This is a genomic window from Crocosphaera watsonii WH 8501, assembly GCF_000167195.1.
Lineage (GTDB): Bacteria > Cyanobacteriota > Cyanobacteriia > Cyanobacteriales > Microcystaceae > Crocosphaera > Crocosphaera watsonii.
In genome coordinates this window covers 147,588-173,331 of the sequence record NZ_AADV02000005.1, presented here as the reverse complement: position 1 = coordinate 173,331, position 25,744 = coordinate 147,588, and the positions used below count along the sequence as shown (strand labels likewise).

At 37.3% G+C, this 25,744-nt stretch carries 20 protein-coding genes; 10 read left to right on the top strand and 10 right to left on the bottom strand.

All coding sequences use genetic code 11. From position 1 onward, the window contains the following. Positions 1 to 99: 99 nt before the first annotated feature. The 4 genes from CWATDRAFT_RS10550 to CWATDRAFT_RS10535 form a co-directional block, all read right to left on the bottom strand. Positions 100 to 1,626 (bottom strand): IS5-like element ISCwa2 family transposase, encoded by a 1,527-nt coding sequence (locus tag CWATDRAFT_RS10550; protein ID WP_007304939.1) that lies wholly within the window; start codon positions 1,624 to 1,626, stop codon positions 100 to 102. 189 nt (positions 1,627 to 1,815) lie between these two features. Beyond that, positions 1,816 to 2,241 carry a helix-turn-helix domain-containing protein gene (locus tag CWATDRAFT_RS10545; protein ID WP_007304938.1) on the bottom strand — a complete coding sequence of 142 codons (426 nt, stop codon included), beginning with the start codon at positions 2,239 to 2,241 and terminating at the stop codon, positions 1,816 to 1,818. Then, positions 2,222 to 2,524 (bottom strand): type II toxin-antitoxin system HigB family toxin, encoded by a 303-nt coding sequence (locus CWATDRAFT_RS10540; RefSeq protein WP_007304937.1) that lies wholly within the window; start codon positions 2,522 to 2,524, stop codon positions 2,222 to 2,224. Before CWATDRAFT_RS10540 ends, CWATDRAFT_RS10545 begins: the two co-directional genes overlap by 20 nt. Positions 2,525 to 2,558: 34 nt before the next feature. Continuing rightward, the gene (locus CWATDRAFT_RS10535; RefSeq protein WP_007304936.1) at positions 2,559 to 4,460 is read right to left on the bottom strand and encodes an RNB domain-containing ribonuclease; all 1,902 of its coding nucleotides are present in this window, start codon (positions 4,458 to 4,460) and stop codon (positions 2,559 to 2,561) included. A gap of 154 nt (positions 4,461 to 4,614) precedes the next feature. Between CWATDRAFT_RS10535 and CWATDRAFT_RS10530 the strand changes: the two genes are divergently transcribed. Continuing rightward, complete coding sequence (locus CWATDRAFT_RS10530) at positions 4,615 to 4,878, top strand: hypothetical protein (protein WP_007310311.1); 264 nt, start codon at positions 4,615 to 4,617, stop codon at positions 4,876 to 4,878. A 231-nt stretch (positions 4,879 to 5,109) separates the two neighbouring features. On the opposite strand, the gene CWATDRAFT_RS10525 is transcribed toward CWATDRAFT_RS10530, so the two are convergent. The 4 genes from CWATDRAFT_RS10525 to CWATDRAFT_RS10505 form a co-directional block, all read right to left on the bottom strand. Further along, entirely contained in the window at positions 5,110 to 5,598 is a 489-nt protein-coding gene (locus CWATDRAFT_RS10525; protein WP_007304935.1) for a hypothetical protein, read from the bottom strand. Beyond that, complete coding sequence (locus tag CWATDRAFT_RS10520; protein ID WP_007304934.1) at positions 5,588 to 6,439, bottom strand: hypothetical protein; 852 nt, start codon at positions 6,437 to 6,439, stop codon at positions 5,588 to 5,590. The genes CWATDRAFT_RS10525 and CWATDRAFT_RS10520 overlap by 11 nt, the downstream gene beginning before the upstream one ends. A gap of 82 nt (positions 6,440 to 6,521) precedes the next feature. Further along, positions 6,522 to 6,938, bottom strand: a complete 417-nt coding sequence (locus CWATDRAFT_RS10515; RefSeq protein ID WP_007304933.1) for a hypothetical protein — start codon at positions 6,936 to 6,938, stop codon at positions 6,522 to 6,524. Between the two features lie 418 nt (positions 6,939 to 7,356). Further along, positions 7,357 to 8,439, bottom strand: a complete 1,083-nt coding sequence (locus tag CWATDRAFT_RS10505) for a DNA methyltransferase family protein (protein ID WP_007304932.1) — start codon at positions 8,437 to 8,439, stop codon at positions 7,357 to 7,359. Between the two features lie 257 nt (positions 8,440 to 8,696). On the opposite strand from CWATDRAFT_RS10505, the gene CWATDRAFT_RS39675 reads away from it, so the two are divergent. The 7 genes from CWATDRAFT_RS39675 to CWATDRAFT_RS10470 all read left to right on the top strand — a co-directional run bounded on the left by CWATDRAFT_RS39675 (position 8,697) and on the right by CWATDRAFT_RS10470 (position 20,277). Next, a complete protein-coding gene (locus tag CWATDRAFT_RS39675; RefSeq protein WP_232287067.1) occupies positions 8,697 to 8,903 on the top strand; it encodes a ParA family protein in 207 nt (68 codons plus the stop codon). A gap of 8 nt (positions 8,904 to 8,911) precedes the next feature. Continuing rightward, positions 8,912 to 9,493: a helix-turn-helix domain-containing protein gene (locus CWATDRAFT_RS10495; RefSeq protein WP_007304966.1), complete on the top strand. Its 582-nt coding sequence runs from the start codon at positions 8,912 to 8,914 to the stop codon at positions 9,491 to 9,493. A gap of 64 nt (positions 9,494 to 9,557) precedes the next feature. Then, complete coding sequence (locus tag CWATDRAFT_RS10490) at positions 9,558 to 10,199, top strand: transposase (protein WP_007304967.1); 642 nt, start codon at positions 9,558 to 9,560, stop codon at positions 10,197 to 10,199. 194 nt (positions 10,200 to 10,393) lie between these two features. Then, on the top strand, positions 10,394 to 10,876 hold the full coding sequence (locus tag CWATDRAFT_RS10485; RefSeq protein WP_007304968.1) for a hypothetical protein: 483 nt from the start codon (positions 10,394 to 10,396) through the stop codon (positions 10,874 to 10,876). A 1-nt stretch (position 10,877) separates the two neighbouring features. Next, entirely contained in the window at positions 10,878 to 18,836 is a 7,959-nt protein-coding gene (locus tag CWATDRAFT_RS39670; RefSeq protein WP_007304969.1) for a non-ribosomal peptide synthetase, read from the top strand. A gap of 106 nt (positions 18,837 to 18,942) precedes the next feature. Next, the gene (locus CWATDRAFT_RS10475) at positions 18,943 to 19,785 is read left to right on the top strand and encodes a sterol desaturase family protein (protein WP_007304970.1); all 843 of its coding nucleotides are present in this window, start codon (positions 18,943 to 18,945) and stop codon (positions 19,783 to 19,785) included. 144 nt (positions 19,786 to 19,929) lie between these two features. Next, positions 19,930 to 20,277 (top strand): hypothetical protein, encoded by a 348-nt coding sequence (locus tag CWATDRAFT_RS10470; RefSeq protein ID WP_007304971.1) that lies wholly within the window; start codon positions 19,930 to 19,932, stop codon positions 20,275 to 20,277. Positions 20,278 to 20,314: 37 nt separating this feature from the next. On the opposite strand, the gene CWATDRAFT_RS10465 is transcribed toward CWATDRAFT_RS10470, so the two are convergent. Beyond that, positions 20,315 to 21,805: a SulP family inorganic anion transporter gene (locus CWATDRAFT_RS10465; protein ID WP_007304931.1), complete on the bottom strand. Its 1,491-nt coding sequence runs from the start codon at positions 21,803 to 21,805 to the stop codon at positions 20,315 to 20,317. Between the two features lie 414 nt (positions 21,806 to 22,219). Here CWATDRAFT_RS10465 and dnaN point away from each other — a divergent pair, with 414 nt between their 5' ends. After that, positions 22,220 to 23,410, top strand: a complete 1,191-nt coding sequence (dnaN, locus tag CWATDRAFT_RS10460) for a DNA polymerase III subunit beta (RefSeq protein WP_007304972.1) — start codon at positions 22,220 to 22,222, stop codon at positions 23,408 to 23,410. Between the two features lie 156 nt (positions 23,411 to 23,566). Here the strand turns inward: dnaN and CWATDRAFT_RS40995 are convergent, their stop codons facing one another. Then, entirely contained in the window at positions 23,567 to 23,689 is a 123-nt protein-coding gene (locus tag CWATDRAFT_RS40995; protein ID WP_268742256.1) for a hypothetical protein, read from the bottom strand. A gap of 29 nt (positions 23,690 to 23,718) precedes the next feature. Here CWATDRAFT_RS40995 and CWATDRAFT_RS10455 point away from each other — a divergent pair, with 29 nt between their 5' ends. Further along, positions 23,719 to 25,215 (top strand): IS66-like element ISCwa4 family transposase, encoded by a 1,497-nt coding sequence (locus CWATDRAFT_RS10455; RefSeq protein WP_007304973.1) that lies wholly within the window; start codon positions 23,719 to 23,721, stop codon positions 25,213 to 25,215. Positions 25,216 to 25,744 lie beyond the last annotated feature (529 nt).

Below are 25,744 nucleotides of genomic sequence, written 5' to 3'. Positions count from 1 at the left end.
GTCATCACATTCCGAACTTAAGACCAGTCAAGATGTCCACCTGAGAGCCAAACAAATTAAGAGTCTAATTCGGGTTTGCTGAAAAAGTTTCTCCAAAATTTATGCCACCTTTGACCAAGAATTTTCTGACAAATCAATAAGTTTTAGTACATAAAAATTGTTTAAAGTATAATCAAAATTAATGAAAGGCGGTTTGATGAGTTCCCCTGTTCTATTGTTAGTAAATAAGGACAAAAAAAGCGACAAAAACTGCCTCAGAAGTTTAGAAAGATTGACAACTAAAAATGTAATAGCAATAGATGTAATGGAGGTTTCAGGGAGTTTTGTCATCACGAGATTTAGGCTAAATCTTCGTTTAGCTTGTCCAAACTTTCCCTCAATAGCATTACGGAAGCATTCATCGGAGTGGGCTTGTTTCTTTTCTTCTTCACTGACATTTTTCGGAGGTCTTCCTAACTTCGGACCACTGATTCTTATCCCTCTTTCCTTACACCAATTTCTGTTTTCCCTAGTTCGATAAATTTTATCTACATGGACGGATTCGGGATAATAGCCAAACGTTTCTTTATACTTTTCTACTTGTTCTTTTAAATGACAAGATTCATTGAAGTTTTCCCAACTTATTTTGTCTAGAAACACATAGTTATCTACACAGCTTACTGAGAGTTTAGCTCCAAACTCTATTGGTTTTCCTGCTTTTCCCCTCACTATTGGACGAATATGCGGTTGAGTTAAACTTACAATTCTTTGAGGAACACTCTGGGTCTTATTCTCCCACATTGACTGTTGTTGTTCATAAACTTTTTTGATAGTCTCTAGACAATTTTTCTGTCTTTTACTCAGATTTTCCAGGGAAGCCCCAGCTTGAATTAAGTCTTCTATATTTCCTAAATTTTTCTTAAGGTATTTTAACTGTTTCCCGATAGCTTTTCTTCTTTCTTGATAAGATACTTTTCGTTTTTTAGCTACTTTTAAGTATTCCTTTCTAGCGATTATTCTAGAAGTTCTCGGCTTTTTTCTCAATTTTACTCTTAATGGTTTATAAAGATTATCTATTATTCTTTCTGTCTCAATTCTGGCTTGATTTAATATGCCTAAATCCGTTGGGTATTTGATGTCTGTTGGCGCACAAGTCGCATCTAAAATTAGTTTACCTTTATTTTTTATTTTTTCTCCTTTTTCTTGGAGACAATCCTTTTTTTTTACTTCTTTATCACTCTTGTCTATTTCTCTTTTTACTATTTTTTTATTGATTTTATTTATCAATTCTCCATCAATTCTTTTCCTAAAATGAACTAGCATTGAAGATTCCAGTGGTGGCTCTTGTTGATAACAATTTAAACCTATAAAGTATTGTAGATAGGGATTTTCTCTAATCTGTTCTATAGTTTCTCTATCACTTGTTCCTAATTTTTCCTTAATAATTAATGTCCCTAATGCCATTCTAAATAGTTTGGCTGGCGCACCTTTTTCTGCTGAAAAAAGTTTAGCATATTCTTCCTCAAAATCATCCCAAGGTATCAACTCTGCCATGATTACCCAACGATTATTGGGGGACAATTTGACCTCGAAAGGTAATTCAAATTTTTCTGGGGGCGGTAAAGGTTGCTCCTCTTTTCGATACATTTGTTCTTGACCAACAACTGGGAGGTGTTTCTACCAATTATAGCGGTTTGTAGCCGACAAAGCTGATCTTTTTTGCGATCGCGAATATGGGTGTAACCTTTTAAAGAATAGGGTTTTGCTTTTATTCAGCAAACCCTAATTACTTCGATAAATTAAGTGAACTTTAGATAAACCTTTGATTTGATCTCACTATGAAGGGCAAAATAAACTAGGCGAAACCTTAAAATATGTTCCTAATTTTTGAGCTTGTTCAAAGCTAATAGCTAGTTGACCATTAAGGAGGTTTCCAATTAACTCACCATCAGAACTAATCACCTCTTGTAAGTCGTTTTCGGTCATGCCACTTGATTCTACCAGATGCTGTAAAATTTCATGAGGAGGAAGGTCACTCCAATCTCCTAGATTAAAAAATTTTTCTTCATAATCTTCAACTAATCTCACCAGTAAACGAAATAATGTGGTTTCTTCTAGAGTTCGCTGATTTTTCTTAGCCATTAAATTTTCAGTCACAGCTAAGTATTCCCTATATTCTTCTTCAGTTTCAATAATTTTGGGAATAATCTTAGTTTCCTTTAAAAGTCTTAGATAATTTTCTTTATTTAAAGTAAGGGTCATTTTTCCATTTCTCCTTATCATATTCAGCATGAGTTAAAAAGTATTTGAAATAAGCAACTTGTTCTTCATAGTCAATATCGAGAATTAGACGATATTTATTCCCTTTAAGATTTAAAACTGTAAAGTTACCAACTGCTTCGGCTTCTCGATAAACTTGTTGAAGTTCAATCAAATTTTTCCATTGAGCTTTTTTAATAGTTTGACAAAAGGCTTTTATGGTTTTAGTTACATCAGGATATTTGGATGCTACTTGTTTGAGTTTACCTGCTGAAATTAAGTGCATAAAATCATCTTAAACCAAATTCAAGTCAACTGACTCAATCGGATAACTCCTCCACAACAAATTTTTCTAAGTGAACGATTGCCTTCAACGAAGCATTAGTTTTAGCGTCTTTTTTGGAAGCTTCAATAGCTTCTGTTTCAATCAGAGGTTCATCTAACCATTGAATCTGACAACGACAAAGCCAGTCATTTCCTACCTGATGGTAATAATAATCAGGGCGTTTCATTTTTACTCGCTGTAAAGTTTCATGTAAATAACCAATAGGAGATTGATATGCTGCCGATGGCACAAGTTCCATGTCTATTTCTTCTGTTTCTAAAACAGCCATAGACTCATCCGTTGTTTCAACGGGAACTATCTGTGTTTTTGAACTAACATCTTGCAAAGAATCTTCATCAATGAACTGGGGTGGCACTAAACTCTGATCTAACACTCCTTCTATTAATAAATAATTAGCCTGATGTTTGGCTGCTTGTTTGTTACTGGCCATCCCTGGAATAGCGGTGGTTTCCCCTTCTAACACAGACCAAAAAGCAAATTTTCCCGATGCGGTTGTCTTTTCAATATATTCCACCGTTGTTTGGTTAGTTGTTGCGGCTATCTGGATAATTTTCGTTGCCTCTACCTGTTCCTCGAATAGATAATCTAATATCTGGTTTTTGAGTAACTCTAACCTGTCTAAATCGTTATACTCTCCAAAAATTAGATAGTATAAATCCACGGGTTTTATGTTGCCTTGTTCTATCCTAGAGATAGCCTCCGGCACAATTTTGTCTAATTTTGATACCCTCAAACTATCTTTAATAATTTGGGAAAACTCTTTATCTGAAAGATTCTCAATCTTTCCTTTATCTCGTAAAATATTCACTGTTTCATTCAGTCGTTTCTCACGGAAATGCTCGTCTCGTTGTTCTTTTACTTCAGTGCGTTTGTTATTGATCTGCTTGGCGATCGCTCCCAGTTCATCGAGGGTGTAGGGAGAATCTTTTCCCTCAATAAAAACCGCTTTCAGAATACGGTGATTAACGTAATCAGCTACTCGACGAATGGGGGAGGTAAAATGGGTGTACGCTGGTAAAGCTAAGGCAAAATGCCCAATAAGCGCAGGAGAATAGGTGGCAGGATTTAACCAACTTTGCAACTTCTGTCTCACTAATTCGGGTAAACCCAGTGTGGTCAAAGTTTCTATCAATTCTTGACTTTTGGGGGCAATGGCATTCGCAGTATGATTACGGTAAAGGATTGGTAATCGATGCTTTTCTGCTAAACTTGCCACTGCTGTATTAGCCAAAATCATAAATTCTTGGATGATTTGCTGTGAATGATACAGTGGGGTGGTGAGGATGCGCCCCTCTTCGTCTAAGTTTACCCCACCGACACTGCTTAAACCTATTGCACCGACATCTTGACGTTTCCAGGCTAACTTTTGCGCCCATAGTTCGCAGTAACGTAACATTTGAAAAAATGGGGATGAGGGGTCATGAAGAGAGGCATCTGCTGAAGTGTAAGAAAATCGTTTGAGACTGGTTAAATGGGTTAGATGAAGTGAAGTCTCTTTGATATTAGAGTGACTGTCCAAGGTGATCCTAATTGTCACAGTTAAGCGTAATTTATCTTCTAAGAGGGATAATTTATCCTCCGAGAGTTCATGGGGAAACATGGGTATATTCTTTGTTGCGAGATAGCGAGTTTCCACCTGTGAGAGTGCATGAGCTTCTAGGGAAGAACCTGGTTGAATAATAGCAGATACATCAGAAATATGGACTGATATCACTGCCCCTGATGGATTTGGTTGTAACCATAAAGCATCATCTAGGTCTTTTGATGTTTCCCCATCGATGGTAAAACCTGGAACTGCCTCTCGGTTAGCAACGGATATATTATTGTCAATTAATTGTTCTATTTCTTTAGGGATAATGGGTAGTGCTTTAGTCACTTTTTCTTTAGGTTAGTTAAGATATATTACACACGATAGTTGGCTTTTTTGAGTTACTAAATATTTCAACTAATTGACTTAGATGATGTTAATAGGATAACATATTAATTGAATCAAAATATAATTGATTCAATTTTTTTTCTTGGCTTAATTGATGAACTGGTATTTAGTTTCTTGTCGTCCGAATAAAAGAGATTTGTTCTTAAAACAGTTAGATTTTGAAATTGACAAAAATCAACTGGGAGATTTATTTTTAGATAAAATATCTCCCAGTGATATTATGTATAAAGACATGGTGCTACTGCGACTTAGTAATATCTCATCAGCCAGAATCCATCTTAAGAGGATTGAGCAGTTTCAAAAGATAGAACCGAGGGCTTTATCAGAACATCAAGTTCAACAATTTTTGGACAAGTAAATGAGGGGATAAATCTGAATTATCCTAACCCAAAATCTAAAAATAATCAATTCCTTTATTTGTCAAGAGTAGGGGACATTTTAAAATATCCCCTGAGACATCAATTAAGTCTGATGAGAACCATTCAAAACCAGAGGCTTTGATAATAACTCAGAAGCCCTAATAATATCTTCAATGCGCTTCCTAGTTAATAGTTTCTCTGCCATCTTTCGACTCAACGTAGATAACTGTTTAACCCTTCCTGAAATACCCAGTTGTTGCTTCAGGAAATACACAATAAGACCAAGATGGATTAGTTTCTGGGGAATAGTTTAAAGCAATTCCTGTCACAATATAATCAGTTTCATCCATTCCTTCCAAGGTATCAACAATAATAGGTTGTCCAAGATAAAACTTAGGCTTAGGAATCGTTGAGTTGAACTTGTCATCAAAGAAATTGACTGAGATGATATTAGGGAATAAAGCATAAGCTGTAATCTGAAAACTGTAGCTAACCCGATTTTCTTCCGTTAATTGTTGAGCCAAAGGTGAACCATAGTAGATGATTCTTTGAACTTCTACCTCTTTCTCTTGGGCGTTCAGGGCATTTTTAGCAATCAGTAAATCAATGGTTTCTACTGTGTTTTGTTCGAGAAGTTCTTTCCAGTTTCGATTACCAGATTCGGGATCGTATTGGCAATATAGCGACGCATAATGTTGAGCGTCGAAGTTATTGATCATTGTTCATAGCCTCTGTAATAATAGGAATAACTGATTTGAACCAACGAATGACATAAATAGTCTTGTTGTGACCTCTTGCTGTATCTAACTGTATTCGTGCGTATTCTTCCCCTAACTTCGTCAATTTGTATTGGATTTTTGTCTTTCCTTTGGAGTTGCTAACTCTTTCGGAATCTTGAAATCCAACTGTGATTAATATTTGGTTGATACGACGGGCAGAAATGGGTTTAGATAACCCTAATTGCTCAGCAATGATTTTCCCTAGTTTCGTTGGTGATAATGGGATTTCTTCGACTTGGTTATGTGCAAAAAGCAACTGTTTACTTTCTTCGGCTGCCGTTCCTAAGTGAGGAAAAGTTTTAGCAATTGCTGTTAATTTGGCTGACTGAATTAACTGGGGTGCAATATTAAGCTTTTCTAAGCCAGCAAATACTAGGTCGATTTCTTCTATTGTGGGTACAATCTTAGTATTAGGGGATGGTTTTTCTTCATAATCTAGTTGTTCATATAGCCAAGCACGAATACCCACGGCGGCAAAAGCACGGTAAACTTGACGAGCTTGAGAGGTACATTTTCGAGCGTCAAAACTATAGTGTTCGATGATTAACGTTAAAGCGATTTCAGAAAGACCTTGAGAAAATTGACCAGGTTCAAAACCATGCTCAGTCAGCTTTTGATATAATTTTGATGGTTGTTTTCGACCACCATTAAGTTGATAAAGTAAACTATTGTGGGGGACTCCGATTAACCGAGCTGCCCCCCGAATACTGGTCGTGGTGCTACCGTCGGCGTTAACAGTGAATTCGGCTCGGATTTCTTCGGGCAACATGAGATCAGACATAATATTGCAAGGGTAATTGTTTCAACTATTCACGCGAAGCGTAAAAACAAAAAAAGGAGAACAACCGTCCTCCTAAATCCATCTAAAACTCCTGGTCTTCTGAATTAATTTCGTTGATAGAAATCAACTCATTTTCTTCAAACCAAATTAATTCTTTAGTGCCGTTAGTTCCTCGGATTCCGTATTTCCAAGAAGGTGCTTCGTACAGGCTTTTTCTGGTTAAACTGTATTCAACTAATTCCAAGGCACAAATATAGTAAACTTCGTAATAATCAAAGAAATCGTATTGATTGTCCTGACATTCTTGCCATTGTGAAACTAGGATTACAGGCTCAGGGAAGACATATTTGGGTTCAGAATAACCATATTGATCATGAGGAAATCGAGGAATAAAATCAAATTGGATTCGTTCAGGAACGATTGGTTCTGTTGGTTCTGCACGGTATTCAATGGTAGGAATACCTTGACAATCGAGACGTTGAAATTCTGTATAAGACATGGTATTATTAGGTGTAGATGTTTTTCAAATTGGGGCTTAAGATACTTGCTGTTCTTGGTTTACAAAATTAATCAGAGGCAAGTCCTGTTGGTTCAATATTCTGACTAGAATTGCTGAGCCTACACCCCAACTTTTAATCTCGTAGTTGCACAAAGATAGCCTTTGACTCCGACGAATAATTGCTCTTGAGCAAAGGTTATTTTCGGTGAGATATTGAGAGAATGCTTTAGCTTCTTCATAGCAATTAAAACCGAAATAACTGGTATGTCTTTCGCCCTTGGGGTTGGTAATAGTAGCCAAGTGAGGCAAAAGACAGTTTAACCGCCAGTTATTCTCTAAAGGAACGACTTTGCTTTGATATTTGGAGTAAGTCATCAGGATAATCCCTAATTATCCTGATGACAGCGCAAAGCGCAAGCTAACGCTCTAAGACGAGGATTCTTGTGTTAACCCCTGTGGATCTATCGCTATTCAGAAAACTTCCTTGTGGCAACGGATCATTAATGATGCACTTGTCTTCTAACCACTCCCGAAACTCCCGATATTTCTTGTCCTTCCGGAATTCAATAGATTCAGGAACAATGGCTACCAACCGTCCACCATCAACGAGACGATCAAAAGCATAACGAATATGATTTATCTCGCTGCCTTTAACAAACGGTGGATTCATTAGTATTCTGTCGTAGGATGTGGTAATATCAAAACAGTCAGAGACAATAACATTAAAACCTTTCAGTTTGAGTAGTTCTCTCAGATTATAGTTAAGTTCACAGACTTCTAGGTTTACATCAGCAGCCTCTTTGATAGCACTGGCAATGTCACCCTTCCCACCTGATGGTTCCCAGACTCTCATGCCTGGCTGAAGTATTGCTAATTTGACCATTTGCTCACAAATCGGCTTAGGCGTTGGAAAATACCCAGGAATCTTAGCTCCAATCAAACTGCGCTCAATTTCAGCTATTTGCTTAACTTTTGGGTCGATGACGGGGGCTTGATGGAGTTCTTCTAAAACTAAGATCGCTTTGCGGACACTAGAAACTGTACCGAGATTAGCTCGTAACAGCGATCTAGCCCAACCGTCAACCGCTAGACCCCGTTTGATGGAGTCATCGCGCCACTTGGGGTCTCTGAAATCTGCTAAGTCGGATAACTGGGTTTTTGTGCTAATGTCTGACAGAATACGGGGTAATGTGCCTTCATCTAAAGCATCAGCCATTGCATACAACCATGCTTGAATTAAAGCCAATTTTTCCCCGTCTTCCCTCATAGATGCAGCAATCCTCGCCCGTCTCCTGGTAGGGCGTTGTTGACCAATAGCAGGGTTTAGCTTATTATCGATTTGGCTTTGCATTCGGTCAGCTAAGTCTCTAAATTTCTGAGCTTTCTTGGGATTGGGATACCTTAGTTTTGTGGGTGTATCTTGAACAGGTAAGTCGAAAATAGATAGTTGCAGGAAATTAAGGGGATCAATTTTCCCCTGCACTGTTTTCGTTGTTTTCATGGATCTGCCCTGAATTCTTCTTCTCGGTGATCCGCGCGAAAGCGCAACAAGATCACCGAAGATGGTACTCTTAAAAATAATTAATATTATGAAAAAATAAAGTAATGATCATTGGATTAGTCAACCAAAAAGGAGGGTGTGGCAAAAGCACCACAGCGGCACATTTTGCTTATTAGCTTTCCTTTAATGGTTCTGTTATTTTAATCGATGCTGATTCTCAACAATCAAGTTCAACTTGGATATCTCAATTAGAATCAGTGAAAATCCCTACTCAAGCGATCTTAGATCCTGAGCAATTATTTGAAACCATTGATACGATTTCCGATAAATATGATGCCATTGTTGTCGATGGTCCGGCAGGGTTAAGTGAAGTAACAAAGTCGATTTTAGATGTAGTGGATCTCGCTCTAGTGCAGCTTGGCGAAAGTAATCCACCAGATTTTTACAGAAACTTTCGTGACTAGCCACGACAATGTGTTTCAATGAAACTAACGGAAGAATCTCGAAGTTGATGTCCATGATAAAAGCATTGCCAATTAACCTCTCCAACCTACAGAAAACAGTACTCCAACAAATAGTGAGAGGGACAACAAACCCCTATCGCCTTGTTAGACGAGCCAAGCTAATCTTAGCCGCAGCATCAGGAGAGAGCAATAGTTCGATTAGTCGAAGATTAGAATTAGACCGAGTACAAGTGCGTCAGTGGCGATCGCAATGGTTTGAGGAGAGAGAAAAACTGAGTGCCGCCGAAGAACAACAGGTAACGGAGAAAGCATTAATGGTCTTGATCAAAGGAATTTTAAGCGATCGCCCAAGACCTGGAACAACAAAATCCTTTACGGTCGAACAAGTAGTCCAGATTGTAGAGATCGCTTGTGAAGAATGTGAAAAATCAGACAGACCAGTGAGCCATTGGACACCTTCAGAGTTGGCGGATGAAGCCATAAAAAGAGGAATTGTCGAAAAGATTTCCCCCCGTAGTGTGGGGCGTTTTTTAAAAAGAAGCGACATTACAACCACATCTCGTTCGTTACTGGTTAAATGCCAAAATTGATGATCCCTTAAAATTTAAAAAGCAAGTCAAATATATCTGTGAACTTCATCAAGAAGCTAAAACTTTGTTAGAACAAGGAATTCATTTAATTAGTACAGATGAAATGACAGGGATTCAAGCTCTTGAGAGATTATTTCCGAACAAAAGAATCAAGCCTAAACAAGTAGAAAAAATCGAATTTGAATATGAAAGACACGGAACTTTAAGCTTGATTGCGAACTGGGATGTGGCAAGAGGAAAAGTTGTTAGTCCCTTTATTGGACCGACAAGAACAGAACAAGATTTTTCTGAACATATCCAGAGAACGATTAAGATTGATGAAAAAGCAGAATGGATTTTTATTGTAGATAAACTCAACACTCATAAATCGGAAAGCTTAGTCAAATTAGTAGCAGAAAGCTGTGGAATTACTATTGATTTGGGGAGAAAAGAAAAGGAGGGGATTTTGCAATCTATGGACAGCAGAGCAGATTTTTTATCAGATGAATCTCATCGAATTCGCTTTGTTTATATTCCCAAACATACATCGTGGCTTAATCAAATTGAGTGTTGGTTTTCGATCTTAGTCCGGCGTTTACTCAAAAGAATTACTGTCCGTTCAACTGAAGAACTATCCCAAAAAATTCTCAATTTTATTGATTACTTTAATCAACATTTTGCTAAGCCGTTCGTTTGGAAATTTAAGGGCTTTAAAGATCATAAGTGACTGGTGGATTATTTTTGCTAAGCTGCACTAGGAATTAATGCTGGTAGTTTGAGTGCTGCTGACTTTGCTTTTGCTGCTTCTCTGTAACATCTCGGTGGCTGAAAATGCGATCGCATTTTTAGGATGCGATCGCTCTTGACAAAGTAGTTAGTGAAGGTATATTATACAAGTATAACCTTCACCAACTGTTAATCATGTCGACCCAACTGGCCATCAAAGCTAGAATCGCCCAGATAAAAGCATCAGGACCTGTAGCTGGTCCCAATACCTGGATTGGGTACTCAACCATCACCAAAAAAGGGAAGAAATACACCTACTACCGTTTAATGAAAGCTGTCCTTAACACAAAAAAGCCTGAGCTAGATAATAGCCCCAAAAGCAAATTTAAAGACAAAATGGCTAAGTATCTGGGTTCAAAGGATAGCCAAGCGTACAAGGATATGAAAAAGGCCATCCAACGTCGCAACGAGATCCAGAGGTTGGAAAGGAAGTTGCGAGAGATGGAAAAAGTAGTTAGTGAAGGTCAATCCGTACCAAGAACTAACAAACAACCTTCACTAACCACATTAGTAAAAGAATTGAGGAGGCAGATCCATAGTCTACAAGCAGAATTTCGAGCTAAAATAGAATCATTAGAACAAGAACTTAGGCAACAACTATCGACAGTTCAAGTATAAAATGAACAAAAAGCAATCAGCAATTAATCAACTTTCCTTAGAAGAAAAGAGACAACTATTAGCAAAGTTAGAACAAAAAAAGAAACAAAAAAAACAATTATTTCCCCTATCATTCGCTCAGTCTCGCCTCTGGTTTTTAGATAGCTTGCAAGGGGATAATGCTGCCTATAATATTCCTGCTGCTCTAGAATTAAAAGGGAAATTAAATCTAAATATACTCAAGAAAAGCTTAAATGAAATTATCCGAAGACATGAAATATTAAGGACAGTTTTCATTGTTATTAAGGGTGATGCAAAACAAAAAATAATCTCAGATATAACCTTAGATATGCCCCTAATAGATGTACAAAATTTATCAAAAAGAGAACAAGAAAAAGAAATCAAAACTAATATTAAATACCAAGCATTACAACCCTTTAACTTAGAGAAAACGCCCTTATTGAGAAGTGTTATCTTTCAAAGAGATAAAGAAGATTATGTCTTATTATTTACCGTTCATCATATTATTGCTGATTATTGGTCAATGCGGGTACTAATTCAAGAATTAGCCCTTATTTATCAAGCTTTTTCTCAACAAAAACCTTCCCCCTTACCTAGTTTACCTATTCAATACGCTGATTTTGCTGTTTGGCAAAGAAAATGGTTACAAGGAAAAGAAAAAAGTGAGCAATTAGAGTATTGGAGCAAAAAATTAGAGAATCACCCACCTATTCTGCAATTAACTACAGATTTTCCTCGTCCAGCTATTCAAAGCTTTCGGGGGACAACTGAGGAATTTTTCCTTTCTCCTGAAGTTTCAGACAGTTTGAAAACCCTTTCACGTCAAGCAGGGACAACACTTTTTATGACGTTGTTGGCAGCTTTCAAAATTTTGTTGTATCGTTATACAGGACAAAATGATATTTCAGTGGGTTCTACTGTTGCTAATCGTAACCGCACTGAAATTGAGAATTTAATTGGTTTATTTGTTAATAATTTAGTGTTTCGTACACAGATTAAAAGTCATATTAGTTTTAGAGATTTTTTAAGTGAAGTAAAAGAGGTTGCCTTGGGTGCTTATGCACATCAAGATTTGCCTTTTGAATATTTAGTCGAAATTTTACAACCAGAGCGTAATTTAAGCCATAACCCACTGTTTCAGGTGATGTTTATTTTGCATAATCCCCCTAGTCAAAAGGTCAATTTACCCGGGTTGACTTTGAAGACATTATCGTGGGAAAGTCAAACATCTCGCTTTGATTTAAGTTTAGATATGTACGAAACTGACTCTGGTTTAAGAGGTGTTTTTGAATATAATACTGATTTGTTTCGAGAGTCAACAATTAAGCGTTTGATTGCAAATTTTAAAATATTGTTAGATTCAATAATAAATAATTCTGAGCAACATATTTCAAAATTAAATTTACTTACATATTCGGAGGAAAAACAGTTATTAATAGAAGGCGATCTCGTGACTGGGAGACTGGGAGACTGGGAGATAATAGAAGAAGATAAATATATCCCTATTCATCGATTATTTGAGGTACAAGTTTGGAAAACACCTAATAATATTGCTGTTGTTTTTGAGGAGGAATCTTTAACCTATCAACAACTTAATCAAAAAGCTAACCAACTAGCTCATTATTTACACAGTTTAGGGGTTAAAACTGAGACTTTAGTTGGTATTTGTTTAGAACCTTCTTTAGAAATGGTAATTAGTTTATTAGCTATTCTTAAAGTAGGTGGAGCCTATTTACCCCTAGATCCTAATTATCCTGAAAAACGTCTTGATTTTATGATCAAAGATTCAGAAATTAATTATTTAATAGGGAGTTCGGAGGGCGACTTCGTCGTGCTACGCAGCGGAGTTCGGAGTGAGGAGAGTATAAAATTCTTCGTTGATATTAAGGAACTTAAAGCGAAAATAAATAAACAAAAAGATACAAATATTGACATAGAAATCAATCGAGAAAACCTAGCTTATGTTATTTATACATCTGGTTCAACTGGTATTCCTAAAGGTGTACAAATACCTCATCGTGCCTTAAGTAACTTCTTACTTTCAATGAGCAAAAAACCAGGTTTGACAGATAATGATACCTTATTATCTGTTACTACCCTTTCCTTTGATATTGCTGCATTGGAACTATATTTACCTTTAATAGTTGGGGCTAAGTTAATATTAGTTGCTCGAAATATTGCTGTTGATGGTGTTAGTATTGCACAACAGTTAGAAACTCATCAAGTGACAGTAATGCAAGGAACTCCTGCTACTTGGAAACTCTTAGTTTCATCAGGTTGGGAAGGAAAAAAAGATTTAACTATTTTCTGCGGTGGGGAAGCATTAGATCCAGGTTTAGCACAATATCTGCAACAAAAGTCTAAGAAAGTTTGGAATTTATACGGACCAACTGAAACAACTATTTGGTCATCGGTTTATAAAGTAAACTCAGATAAAGTTAGACTTGGGAAACCTATTAATAATACACAATTTTATATTTTAGATAAAGATTATAATCGAGTTCCTATCGGTGTACCAGGAGAATTATATATTGGAGGAATGGGGATTGCTAGAGGGTATTTAAACAGGCCAGAGTTAACAGCAGAAAGATTTATTGCGATCCCCCCAACCCCCCTTAGTAAGGGGGTAAAAGGGGGGATAGATGGAGAAAGATTGTATAAAACAGGAGATTTAGTGAAGTATGGAGAAGACGGAGAAATAGAATATTTAGGTAGAATAGATTATCAGGTAAAATTAAGAGGTTTTCGTTTAGAGTTAGGGGAAATAGAAACAATATTATTAACCCATCCCCAAGTAAGAGAAGCTGTTGTTATTGTTAAAGAAGAAAGTTTAATTGCTTATATCGTAACGAAAGGGAATAGGGAAGAGGGAACAGGGAACAGAATGGGTGAAATAAAATTATACGGGTACTTAAAAGAGTTTTTAGGGGAAAAATTACCTAATTATATGATTCCTTCTCGGTTTATGGAGTTAGACAGTTTACCCTTAACTCCTAATGGAAAAATAGATCGGAAAGCTTTACCAGAGATAGAATTAAATAGTGAAGATTATGTTGCTCCAAAAACAGCAACAGAAGAAATTTTAGCAGGTATTTGGGCAACTATTTTAAAGGTTAGTCAAATAAGTGTAGAAGATAACTTTTTTGAGTTAGGTGGACATTCTCTTCTAGCAACAAGGGTAATGTCACAAGTTAGACAAGTTTTTTCAGTGGAGTTACCCTTACGAGTATTATTTGAAAAACCAACTATTAGCAGTTTATCTAAAGCTATTGAAGGAGAAGGAAAACAAGAATTTTTACCCTTAGAAAAAATTGAGCGTAATGGAGAGTTACCGTTATCTTTTGCTCAACAAAGACAATGGTTTTTGGCACAACTTGAACCTGATAGTCCTTTTTATAATATTCCTGGTGTAGTTCGTTTAACAGGTAAACTAGATATTTCTGTTCTGCAAAATAGTCTCAATGAAGTGGTTAGTCGTCATGAGGTTTTACGGACTGGTATTCAAACTATTGACGGAAAACCTCAACTAATAATTTATTCTAAGATAACCTTAAACTTACCTATTATTGATTTAAAGAATATTCCTCACTCAGAAGAATCTGCTAAAAAGTTAGTAGAAGATGCAATAAAACAACCTTTTAACTTAGAGCAAAGTCCTTTATTAAGGGTTAAACTGCTCCAGTTAGCAGAAGAAGAATACATATTACTATTGGTAATTCATCATAGTGTAGCAGATGCTTGGTCTGTGGGTATATTTATTCAAGAAGTTGCAGCATTATATCAAGCATTTTCACAACAAAAACCTTCTTCTTTATCGAAACTTCCCATACAATATTTAGACTTTGCAGCTTGGCAGCGAAAATGGTTACAAGGGGACACATTAGAAACACAACTAACTTACTGGAAAAAACAGTTAGAAAATGCCCCAACTTTATTAGAAATACCAAGCGATCGCCCTCGTCCCCCCATACAAACTTTTAACGGGAATACTTTGACGTTTCAACTGTCAGAAGAAATATCTAGCGCTTTAAAACAGTTAAGTCAGCAGCAAAATAGTACATTATTTATGATCCTGTTGGCAGCGTTTAAAGTGCTATTACATCGCTATACTAATAGTGAGGATATTATTGTCGGTTCTCCTATTGCTAACCGTAACCATAGGGAAACTGAAAAATCAATCGGCTTTTTTGCTAACACTTTAACCCTGCGAACTCGTTTATCAGGGACAATAACCTTTTTAGAATTATTACAACAAGTAAAAGAGACAACTTTGGGTGCTTATAGTCATCAGGATCTTCCTTTTGAGCAGTTAGTGGAAGCATTACAACCAGAAAGAGATTTAAGTTATACTCCTTTGTTTCAAGTAATGTTTGTGCTGCAAAATATTCCTATGCAGTCTATTGAGTTACCTGGTTTATCTTTAACCTCAATAAAACCTGAGAGTACAACAGCTAAGTTTGATTTAACCTTGTTTATGAGCGAAACAAAAGAAGGTTTAACTGCTACTTTTGAATATAATAGCGATCTTTTTGAAGAGAGTAGAATACAGCGTTTAGCTGAGCATTTTCAAACCTTAATTACAGGTATTATTGCTAACCCTCAGCAACCTTTGTGGAGTCTTCCTTTGGGTGTGGGAAGTGTGGGGAGTGGGGAGATGGGGAGACTGGGAGATGGGGAGACTGGGAGATGGGGAGACTGGGAGATGGGGAGACTGGGAGATGGGGAGATGGGGAGATGGGGAGACTGGGAGACACCGGAGTTGGGAGATGGGGAGATGGGGAGACTGGGAGACACCGGAGTTGGGAGTTTGATCTATCAACTATTTGAGACGCAGGTGGAAAATACTCCTAATGCGATCGCTCTTATCCATGAAACTCAACAATTAACCTATCACGAACTAAATAGTCAGGCCAACCAACTCGCTCATTATCTGCAACAGTTGGGAGTGAAACCGGAAACCCCTGTGGGTGTCTGTTTAAACCGTTCCCCTCACCTTATTATTACACTTCTGGCTATCTTAAAAGCAGGGGGAGCTTATTTACCATTAGATCCTCATTATCCCTCGGAACGTTTGGCTTTAATGATAGAAGATGCAAAAATACCTATTCTGATCACTCAAGGTAATATTCTACAACCTCCAGGGGTGACAATTGTTGATTTAGATTTAGATCAAGATAAAATTACTGAACAACCTATCATTAACCCTTCTACTAACGTTTTACCCCAAAATTTAGCTTATCTTATTTATACATCAGGTTCCACCGGAAGACCAAAAGGAGTTGCGATCGCCCATAGTAGCACAGCTTCCTTGTTAAACTGGGCAAAAGACACCTTTACCTCAGAACAAATATCAGGGGTATTAGCATCAACCTCTGTCTGTTTTGACTTATCTGTATTTGAAATTTTTGTTCCCTTAAGTTGGGGTGGAAGCGTTATCTTAGTAGACAATGCTCTCGCTTTACCTGAGTTATCTTATATAGAGAAAGTAACTTTAATTAATACTGTCCCCACAGCAGCAACTGAGTTATTAAGACTCAATGCTATTCCCAACAGCGTCAAAACCATTAACTTAGCAGGGGAAGCTCTTTCTAAGCATCTTGTTCAAAAATTATACAAAAATTCTCCTGTTGAAAAAGTCTTTAACCTTTACGGACCTTCTGAAGATACCACCTATTCAACGGTAGCTTTAATTAACCCAGAAACACAAAATTCTCCTAGTATTGGTTTTGCTGTTACTAATACCCAAGCTTATATTTTAGATCATTATTTGCAACCGGTGCCTATGGGTGTACCAGGGGAATTATATTTAGGAGGAAAAGGGTTAGCTAGGGGTTATTTACATCAACCTGTATTAACCGCAGAAAGGTTTATTCCCAGTCCTTTTGGAGAGGGAGAAAGATTGTATAAAACAGGAGATAGGGTAAGATTACGAGAAGATGGTGAAATTGAATATTTAGGCCGCAATGACTATCAAGTAAAAGTAAGAGGTTTTCGCATTGAGTTAGGAGAAGTAGAAGACAAGTTATTAAAACATCCAGATATTGCTCAAGCTGTAGCAACAGTCAAAGAAGATAATAACGGTAATAAAAGATTAGTTGCATATCTGGTTATAGAGTCAACAGCAACATTTTCAGGAGAAGAAAATTTACGCCGTTTTCTTCAGGAAACTTTACCTGATTATATGGTTCCCTCTCTATATGTAATCTTAGACTCACTCCCCTTAACTCCCAATGGAAAAATAGACCGTAAAGCTTTACCTGAACCGGAGATTAATACTAATATACAACAAGAATTTATTGCTCCTGAGACACCCCAAGAAAAGTCTTTAGCAATTATTTGGAGTCAAGTTTTAGGCTGCGATCGCCTTAGTGTTAATGATAATTTCTTTGCTTTAGGTGGTGATTCTATCCTCGCTATTCAGGTGGTAGCAAAAGCTAAACAAATGGGATTAAAGCTTGCACCAAAAGATTTATTTCAACACCAAACTATTGCTAAACTAGCTACAGCTATTAATCAAAGTTTATCCACTATTAAAGCTGAACAAGGAACCGTCACTGGTGTGGTTCCCTTAACCCCTATTCAAAACTGGTTTTTTGAACAAAATTTAAGAGATCCTCATCATTGGAATCAAGCTATTTTATTAGAAATTGAACAGCAAATTAATACACAAAATTTACAACAGGCAATTACTAAATTATTAGAACATCATGACGCTTTACGTTTAAGCTTTGAACTAACAGAGTTAGGGTGGCAACAAGTTAACAACGATCTTAATAATATTATTCCCTTTATAGAAATTGATTTCTCCAGCTTACCCGATCAAGTTTTAGAGTTAGCTATTTCTAGCACTGCTACACAAATACAATCTAGCTTTTCTTTAGATACAGAACCATTAATTAAAATTGCTTGGTTTAACTTAGGAAATCATCGCAGTAGTCGCCTCTTAATAGTCATGCACCATTTAGTAATTGATGGTCTTTCTTGGCGTATTTTTCTAGAAGATTTACAGATAGTTTATCAACAAATAAATCAAAATAAAGAAATATTATTACCGCAAAAAACAACCTCTTTTAAATATTGGTCAGAACAGTTACAAAGTTACGTGAATTCTGAATTAATAACCTCAAAACTAGACGAATATCTCACTATGTTTAATAATTCAATTTCCCCTCTACCTGTTGACTTACCCACAGGTGAAAATATAATGAGTGAGGCGGAAACTCTATCCCTAAACTTTAGTGAAGAAGACACACAAAGATTATTAAAAGAAATTCCTAGTCGCCATCAAATACAAATTAATGAAGTTTTAATTGCTGCTTTAGTGCAAACCTTTGAAACATTAATAGGACAAAAGAAATTACTGATAGAGTTAGAAGGACATGGGCGAGAAAACTTATTTGAAGATGTTGATTTATCCCGTACTATTGGTTGGTTTACTACTTTATTTCCTGTAGTATTTGATTTAAGTAAAGCAGAAAATAATCTAGAGGCAATCAACAGGATCAAAGAACAATTAAATAATATTTCTGATCATGGTATTAATTATGGAATCTTACGTTATTTAGGAGGTAAAGCAATTAAAAAACAATTAAAAAATCTTCCCAATGCAGAAATTCATTTTAATCACTTCGGACAATTCAATAATTTATTTACTCCAGAATCCACCTTTAAAATAGCAAAAGAACCTAGTGGCAATGCCAGGAGTAAAAGAGATAAAAGAAGTTGCTTGATTGAGATAAATAGCCTAATAATGAATAATCAATTGCGCATTGACTGGACATTTAGTAAGTCAGTTTGTCTTCAAGAAACTATTGATAAACTCATGGATAATTTTAGTGATAAATTACAAGACATCATCAATTATTGTTTATTCCGTGAAGAAAGAGAATATAAACCTCTTGACTTTCCTAAAATGGACTTTACTCCAGAAGAACTAGATGACTTTTTATCTGATCTGTAATCAAGTTAAAACTGTAAATATTAAAAAATATATGGTAAAAAATATATTTTATGGTAACATATAAGTGGACTTTTATGAAAAATATAGTATCTAAATAATTTTAACAATGGAATTGTTTTCTGATTTTCTTAACTTTGCCAAATATATCTTAACTGGTTTTCTGATGTACGGTTTCTTCATGTTGATTGAACGTATAAGGCCAGTTGAAAAACATCAACCATTAAGTCATGTTTGGTTTAATTTAGGATGGTATGTTTTCTATATATTAGTGAGTTTTGCCCTCCAGGCCACAGGAATTGGCTTATTAATTGATTTAATCCAAAATTGGCTAGAATTGCCTCTAATTAATTTACCCGTTCCCCATAATCCTCTAACCTATGGACTAATAGCATTATTGTACTTTTTAGTCACAGACTTTTTTTACTATTGGTTTCACCGTTGGCAACATACAACTTGGTTATGGGAGCAACATAAGTTTCATCATAGTGAGGTGTCTCTTAATGTCACCAGTACAAGACGAGTCCATTGGTTAGAAGATCCCTTTTTACTATTCTGTTTGGAGTTGCCAATGGGGTTATTATTTAAGTTTAACGGCTTATCATTGGGTATTATTACCTTCATAGCAATTATCTGGTTACAGTTTATTCATTTGAATTTACGGTTAAACTTAGGGTATTTATCCCGAGTGATTACAGGCCCACAATACCATCGTCTACATCATTCCTTTCAACCAGAACATTTGGATAAGAATTTTGCAGCCTTTTTCCCCTTATGGGATATTGTCTTTAAAACCTATTATCATCCCCGTCGTGACGAGTTTCCCCCCACTGGACTGACAACAGGAGAAGTATACAATAACTTATGGGAAGCTAGTTTATTACCCTTTCGAGAATGGTTAAGTTCTTTCCGTGAGTCAAGTAAGAGAAGAAAGCCTTTTAGGGAGAGGTAATTATCCATTATCCATTGTCCATTGTCCATTATTGAATGCTCGAAATTCTTAAAACTATCTAAAAATAGTCTCTTTTAATAAAAAAGCAGTGTTAGTATCAAGTCCAATTATTTTGTAGGAGTCGTATACTTAGGATTAAATTTCATGAAGAATTTATCAACTGACCACAGTAAAACAGTACAAGGGATTTTCAGGGATTATCAAGAACAACTTTCCCTGTGTTTAACAGACATTAAGAAGGTGATTAACCTTCTAGATATGCCTATGGTGATTTCTGGAGATGAACAGCAGTTATCAGAAAAACTAACTTTAGCCAATAAAATTATTGCCCAAACAACCCAAAGACTGGAAAAATTAGAACAACAAGGCCAATTATTACGAGGACAACCCCATTTAACTGAATTGGAAAGTTACCGGGAAACCCGAGAACTATTAGCCTATCAGTTAGAGAAAGTCAGAGAAAAAACCCAAGAATGGCAATACAGTGCGTGAGATCAATTGTAGAGGCTATTTTGCCTCTACAAAAAATCTAATCATTGCCTATATTCTCCAAAGGATCGGGCTGATCGTGAATTGCTAATCGTTCTAAAAGGGTGGCACTTGCTTCATTGAGTCCAATTAATTCCACCTTCACCCCTCTTTTACGATAACGTAATACCACTTTATCCACTGCATCCACTGCGGAATGGTCCCATAAATGAGCATAGGTTAGGTCTACAATAACTTTGTTCAATTTCTCACGGAAATCAAAGGCACTTAAGAAACTATCGACAGAGACAAAAAACACTTGCCCATTGACACTATAAATGCGCTCATTACTTTCTTCTTTTAAGTAAGAATCCACATGAATGAGATTAGCAATTTTCCGACTAAAGAAAATAGCACTCATAGCCACCCCAATTAATACCCCAATGGCTAAATTACGGGTTAAAACTGTAATAAATACAGTAGTGATCATGACGGCGGTTTCATTCTTAGGGAATTTGCCAATATTTATAATAGAACCCCAGTTAAAGGTGCTAATAGAAACCATAATCATCACTGCCACTAAGGCAGCCATAGGAATTTCTGCTACCCATTTTCCAAAGATAATAATAAAAATAAACAGAAAAATACCGGCACTGAGGGTAGAAAGGCGGGCCCTTCCCCCGGAGCGAACATTAATGACCGATTGACCAATCATGGCAGATCCAGCCATCCCGCCCAAAAATCCCGTGACAATATTGGCCGTTCCGTGAGCTAAGGCCTCTTGGTTTTTATTGCTAGAGCTATCAGTTAAATCATCAATAACATTAGCCGTTAAACAGGATTGGAGTAACCCTACCAAAGAGAGAGCTAAAGCATAAGGGAGGATGATTTGTAAGGTTTCAAAATTAAAAGGAACTTGGGGAATAGCAAAAATCGGTAAACTGCTGGGTAACTCTCCTTGATCTCCCACAGTAGGGATGTCCCATTTTCCTATCCAAGAGACAGCAGTAATGATGATAATAGCCACTAAAGGGGAAGGAACGATGGTAGTTAGTCGTGGTAGGCCATAAATAATACCTAAGCCCGCAGCAACCATGACATAAACTAGGTAAGAAGCCCCTTGAAACTGAGGGAGTTGTGCCTGGAAAATTAGGATAGCCAAAGCATTGACAAATCCGATCATTACGGAACGAGGCACAAACCGCATCTGGTTTGCGAGTTTGATCCAACTCCAGAGAAGTTGTAGAATACCTGTAAGAATAGTAGCGGCGAAAAGATACTGTAAACCGTTGGCAGGGTGATCTCTGACTAAAGTGGTCATCAATAGGGCCATCCCTCCTGTAGCCGCCGAAATCATGGCAGGGCGACCCCCCATAAAGGCGGTGATAACTGCAATGCAAAAAGAGGCATATAAGCCCACTTTGGGGTCAACTCCAGCAATAATGGAGAAAGAGATGGCTTCAGGAATGAGGGCTAAAGCAACGAGTGTCCCTGATAATAAATCATTTTTTACGTTAGAAAACCAAACTTTTTTGGTAAAAATTTCGCTCATACTGTGGGAGGTTTGGAGGGTAAAACTAGACCAGTGTACTCATTTTTCGGGAAAATGGCAAAAATTGCCGTGACTGATGTTACTATTTAAGGTTTTTTATTAATCTGTGGAAAAAATTAAAATTACTTAAAGTTACAAAATTTAGTAATATTTTTAATAAATTAATATTTTTGCTAATTTTTAGGATTTTTCTAGGGATTATCTTCTATCTAAATTTAATTTAATTGCTTTATCTAAGAATTTATACGGCAAAATTAGGAATTTTGGACATTAAACTAAGAAAACTATGGAAAACCATCTAATCTTTTCCACAGGTTTTCCACAAGTTTCGGAGCAAACAAAAGAATTATTTAAGCAAGTGAGAATCTGTTTTAAAATACAATTGATCTACGTTAATCACCCTTTCAACTCTCTATGAAATTCCTTTGCAGTCAAAGTGATCTCAATAGCAATTTATCTTTAGTCAGTCGGGCTGTTGCCTCTCGTCCCACTCATCCTATCTTAGCCAATGTGTTAGTAGTAGCTGATAGTCAAAAAAACCGAGTCAGCTTAACTGCATTCGACCTTAGTTTAGGTCTGGAAACCAGTTTTAGTGCCGATGTTAGCGAAGATGGAAAAATTACCCTCCGGGCTAAACTTCTCAATGAAATTGTATCACGACTCCCGGAAGGAGAAATCACCCTCATGGCTGAAGAAGAAGAAGATGATGATGATGATAGTCAAATTGTGGTTTTAAAATCAGCGTCGGGGCAGTTTCAAGTAAGGGCCATGAATGCAGAGGAGTTTCCCCCACTCCCAACGGTGGAAGAGGGGGAGTTGGTGCAATTACCCATTGTCATGTTAACGGAAGGTTTAAAAGGGGCTTTATTTGCTGCTAGTAGCGACGAAACCAAACAAATCTTAACGGGGGTACATTTAACGGGGACTCCTGATAGTCTAGAGTTTGCGGCCACTGATGGCCATCGTTTATCTGTGGTAGAAACAACTTTGTCCCCAGAAACCGATGATGAGGGGAATGAGCAGGGGGAAAGCCCTGAAATGCCTAATTTAGAAGGGTTTGCGGTAACGATTCCGGCACGGGCGTTACGGGAGTTAGAACGGATGCTCGGTAGTCGCAGCGAATCTGATACCATCGCCTTGCAGGTGGATGAGGCTCAAGTTGTCTTTCAATTGGGTTATCAACGGTTAACGGTGCGTAAGTTGGATGGGGCTTATCCTAATTATCAAATGCTCATTCCTCAACAGTTTAGTCGCAGCATTTGTTTAGAAAGAAAACGCTTATTGAGTAGTTTAGAAAGGGTAGCGGTTTTAGCGGATCAGAAAAATAATTTGGTTAAGTGTACTTTTAGTAATGAGGATGGGCAGGTTTCTTTATCCGTGGATACCCAAGACTTAGGGAGTGCTAAAGAGTCGATGCCGGCAGAGGTAACAGGAAATAGTGGAGAAATTGCTTTTAATGTTAAGTATTTAATGGATGGTTTGAAGGCTTTAGCCACCAAAGACATTAAAATACAGCTAAACGAAGGCAATCAACCGGTTATTTTGAATCCCTTGGGAGGTTTGCAAATGACTTATTTAGTTATGCCGGTTCAAATAGTTAAGTAGTTATCTTGTAGGGGTTAACAGCAACCAACCCCTTAGATAATATTAAGTAGGTTTTTGGGAGCAGCAATCTTGATTAGGGGTCGAAGTGGTAGTCACCTACCACGACTCCCATTCCGAACCGTGCATGAGACTTTCACCTCACACGGCTCTCGGCAATTAGTCCTTTGTCATAGGTACTGTTAACACATCGTCTTTCCATTCATAGCCATTTTCTAACCAATCGTAGAGGTAGTCATTTTGTAATTGCTCACCGCAATAAAGAATCTGTCTTGACAACATAAAGGTAAAATCGGGGATTTTTATGTATAGTGGGGGTTATGACCACAAATGCTACCATTGATTCAAAGCTAGTTAGAGCTATCGCCGATGAACAGTTGGCGAACAATGTCTTCATGATTGAGTGGCTAGTCAAGGCACAACAACAGTTATCTCTTCAACAAAGACTGATTGACCAGCAACAACAACAAATCTCTACACAACAGCAAGAAATTGAAAAATTGAAAGAAGAGAGAGATAAGCTAAAAAACCGTAACTCAAAAAACAGTTCAGTCCCCCCATCATCAGACCCACTAAAAAAGCCTTCTGACAAAAAGAAACGCAAAAAAGGATTTAAACGCGGACCAAAATATGACCACCTAGGGAAGACCCGTAATGGTTTTGGTCAGCCCGATAAGATAGTCCCTTTAGAACTAGAAAACTGTCCTGTTTGTGGGGGTTCAGTGGAACGAGATGAAGTAGTTCCCGAAAAAGTCCAGCAAGTGGCTGAAGTAGTAGACCAACCCATAGAAATCAGGGAATATCGTCGCGGATTCTATAAATGTCCTAGTTGTGGATGGTCAGATTACAGTCCTGTTCCATTGGGAGTTAAAGAAGGATTCAGTTATGGGGCGCGATTAAGTAGCATCGTGGGCTGGCTTGGCTATGGGGGTAATCTTACATGGCGTAAACAGGAACATTTTATAGAGTATGTCTTTGGCATTCCCATTTCTCAAGGGAGCCTTGCCAAAATGCACAAATGGTTTCAAGAAAGTTTAGAACCCTTGACCCAACAGTGGTTAAAGTACATCCAGCAGCCAGGAATCCGATGTGTTGACGAAACCAGTTATTGCATCGATGGCATCAAGTATTGGGTTTGGGTAGCCACATCAAATGAGGTCTGTGTGTTGATGTTGGCTCCCACTAGAAGCTCCGCAGAAGTCGAGAAATTGTTAGGAGCAGATTTTAAGGGCATCCTCACCAGTGACTGCTATAGTGCCTACTTTAGACAAAGTGCGATGGCCAAACAGAAATGTCTGGCACATTTAGAACGAGAGTTAGAGTCCCTTAAAACCAGTCGTTTTCAAGCGAATCGAGAATTTGCTGCCGATGTACAGCAAGTTTTAGCAACCGCCCGTATCCATTATCGTCATTATCATGGTCGAAATTTAACCCTTGAAGACTTAGGCTCCAAAAGAACAGAAGTCAAGAACTCACTGCAAAAGATTTTTAAAGCAACTCCCAAAAAAGGATGGCCTTATGATGCACAAAGATTGATTAACCGTCTCAAACGTCATTGGGAAGAGTGGTTCACCTTTCTAACTTATCCTGAAGTCAAACCAGATAATAATGATGCTGAGAGAGCTTTACGTCCCATTGTCATTCACCGCAAAGTAAGTGGGGGAGCAAGAAGCGACTGGGGTGCAGAGTTAGTCACCCAAATGTTCAGTTTTTTAGAGACCATGAGATTACAGGGGCAAAATGCCATTGTCCAATTATGCGAATTATTTTCATTAGCTGGTCGGAGTCCCCCAGGATTAGAGATGTAAAAGGCTCCGGAGCCGATGGGGGATAGATTTTTCTTGATCCCCCTATCTCTCTGCACAAAAACACACAGGGTTAGCGGATAATCTCCGCTAACAAAAAACTATTTTACTATTCTTTTTTTTCTCATATTGTTGTTTTTATTTGAGGTTTTAAAAAGACTTGATTCTGGGAATGTTAGTCATTAAAATAGCCGTAATAAATTAGCTTAAATTTTACGCTAAATCACAGGGCTTATATTTTTGTCGACTCAACTGATGTTGTTTGTAGTGCTTTTCAATAAGACTTTTTTGTTGCGGTGAGCAGTTACTGTATAAGTTCATGTCTGTCTCGTTAACTCTCAATAACAGCAACCAAGCTAGAGGCTTAAATTTCCTCAAGTAGAACCAAGGGAGCAAGGTAACTGAAATTGATAATTCAGTGCGACTCTAGGGAATCTCAAGGAAGGCGTGGAAAACTCTAAGGGACTAGCAACCTGGTTGCTGTTGTTGCTATGATTAATTAATAATTAAGAAATAATTAATTATCTAAGAT

What these genes read in the sequence shown, in the direction of transcription:
- CWATDRAFT_RS10515 (WP_007304933.1), bottom strand. Translation starts at nt 6,938, where the DNA reads ATGTCTTATACAGAATTTCAACGTCTCGATTGTCAAGGTATTCCTACC.
- CWATDRAFT_RS10530 (WP_007310311.1), top strand. Translation starts at nt 4,615, where the DNA reads ATGAACTGGTATTTAGTTTCTTGTCGTCCGAATAAAAGAGATTTGTTC.
- CWATDRAFT_RS39670 (WP_007304969.1), top strand. Translation starts at nt 10,878, where the DNA reads ATGAACAAAAAGCAATCAGCAATTAATCAACTTTCCTTAGAAGAAAAG.
- CWATDRAFT_RS10525 (WP_007304935.1), bottom strand. Translation starts at nt 5,598, where the DNA reads ATGATCAATAACTTCGACGCTCAACATTATGCGTCGCTATATTGCCAA.
- CWATDRAFT_RS10550 (WP_007304939.1), bottom strand. Translation starts at nt 1,626, where the DNA reads ATGTATCGAAAAGAGGAGCAACCTTTACCGCCCCCAGAAAAATTTGAA.
- CWATDRAFT_RS10505 (WP_007304932.1), bottom strand. Translation starts at nt 8,439, where the DNA reads ATGAAAACAACGAAAACAGTGCAGGGGAAAATTGATCCCCTTAATTTC.
- CWATDRAFT_RS10495 (WP_007304966.1), top strand. Translation starts at nt 8,912, where the DNA reads ATGTGTTTCAATGAAACTAACGGAAGAATCTCGAAGTTGATGTCCATG.
- CWATDRAFT_RS40995 (WP_268742256.1), bottom strand. Translation starts at nt 23,689, where the DNA reads ATGTTGTCAAGACAGATTCTTTATTGCGGTGAGCAATTACAAAATGAC.
- CWATDRAFT_RS10485 (WP_007304968.1), top strand. Translation starts at nt 10,394, where the DNA reads ATGTCGACCCAACTGGCCATCAAAGCTAGAATCGCCCAGATAAAAGCA.
- CWATDRAFT_RS10475 (WP_007304970.1), top strand. Translation starts at nt 18,943, where the DNA reads ATGGAATTGTTTTCTGATTTTCTTAACTTTGCCAAATATATCTTAACT.
- CWATDRAFT_RS10470 (WP_007304971.1), top strand. Translation starts at nt 19,930, where the DNA reads ATGAAGAATTTATCAACTGACCACAGTAAAACAGTACAAGGGATTTTC.
- dnaN (WP_007304972.1), top strand. Translation starts at nt 22,220, where the DNA reads ATGAAATTCCTTTGCAGTCAAAGTGATCTCAATAGCAATTTATCTTTA.
- CWATDRAFT_RS10540 (WP_007304937.1), bottom strand. Translation starts at nt 2,524, where the DNA reads ATGCACTTAATTTCAGCAGGTAAACTCAAACAAGTAGCATCCAAATAT.
- CWATDRAFT_RS10465 (WP_007304931.1), bottom strand. Translation starts at nt 21,805, where the DNA reads ATGAGCGAAATTTTTACCAAAAAAGTTTGGTTTTCTAACGTAAAAAAT.
- CWATDRAFT_RS10520 (WP_007304934.1), bottom strand. Translation starts at nt 6,439, where the DNA reads ATGTCTGATCTCATGTTGCCCGAAGAAATCCGAGCCGAATTCACTGTT.
- CWATDRAFT_RS10545 (WP_007304938.1), bottom strand. Translation starts at nt 2,241, where the DNA reads ATGACCCTTACTTTAAATAAAGAAAATTATCTAAGACTTTTAAAGGAA.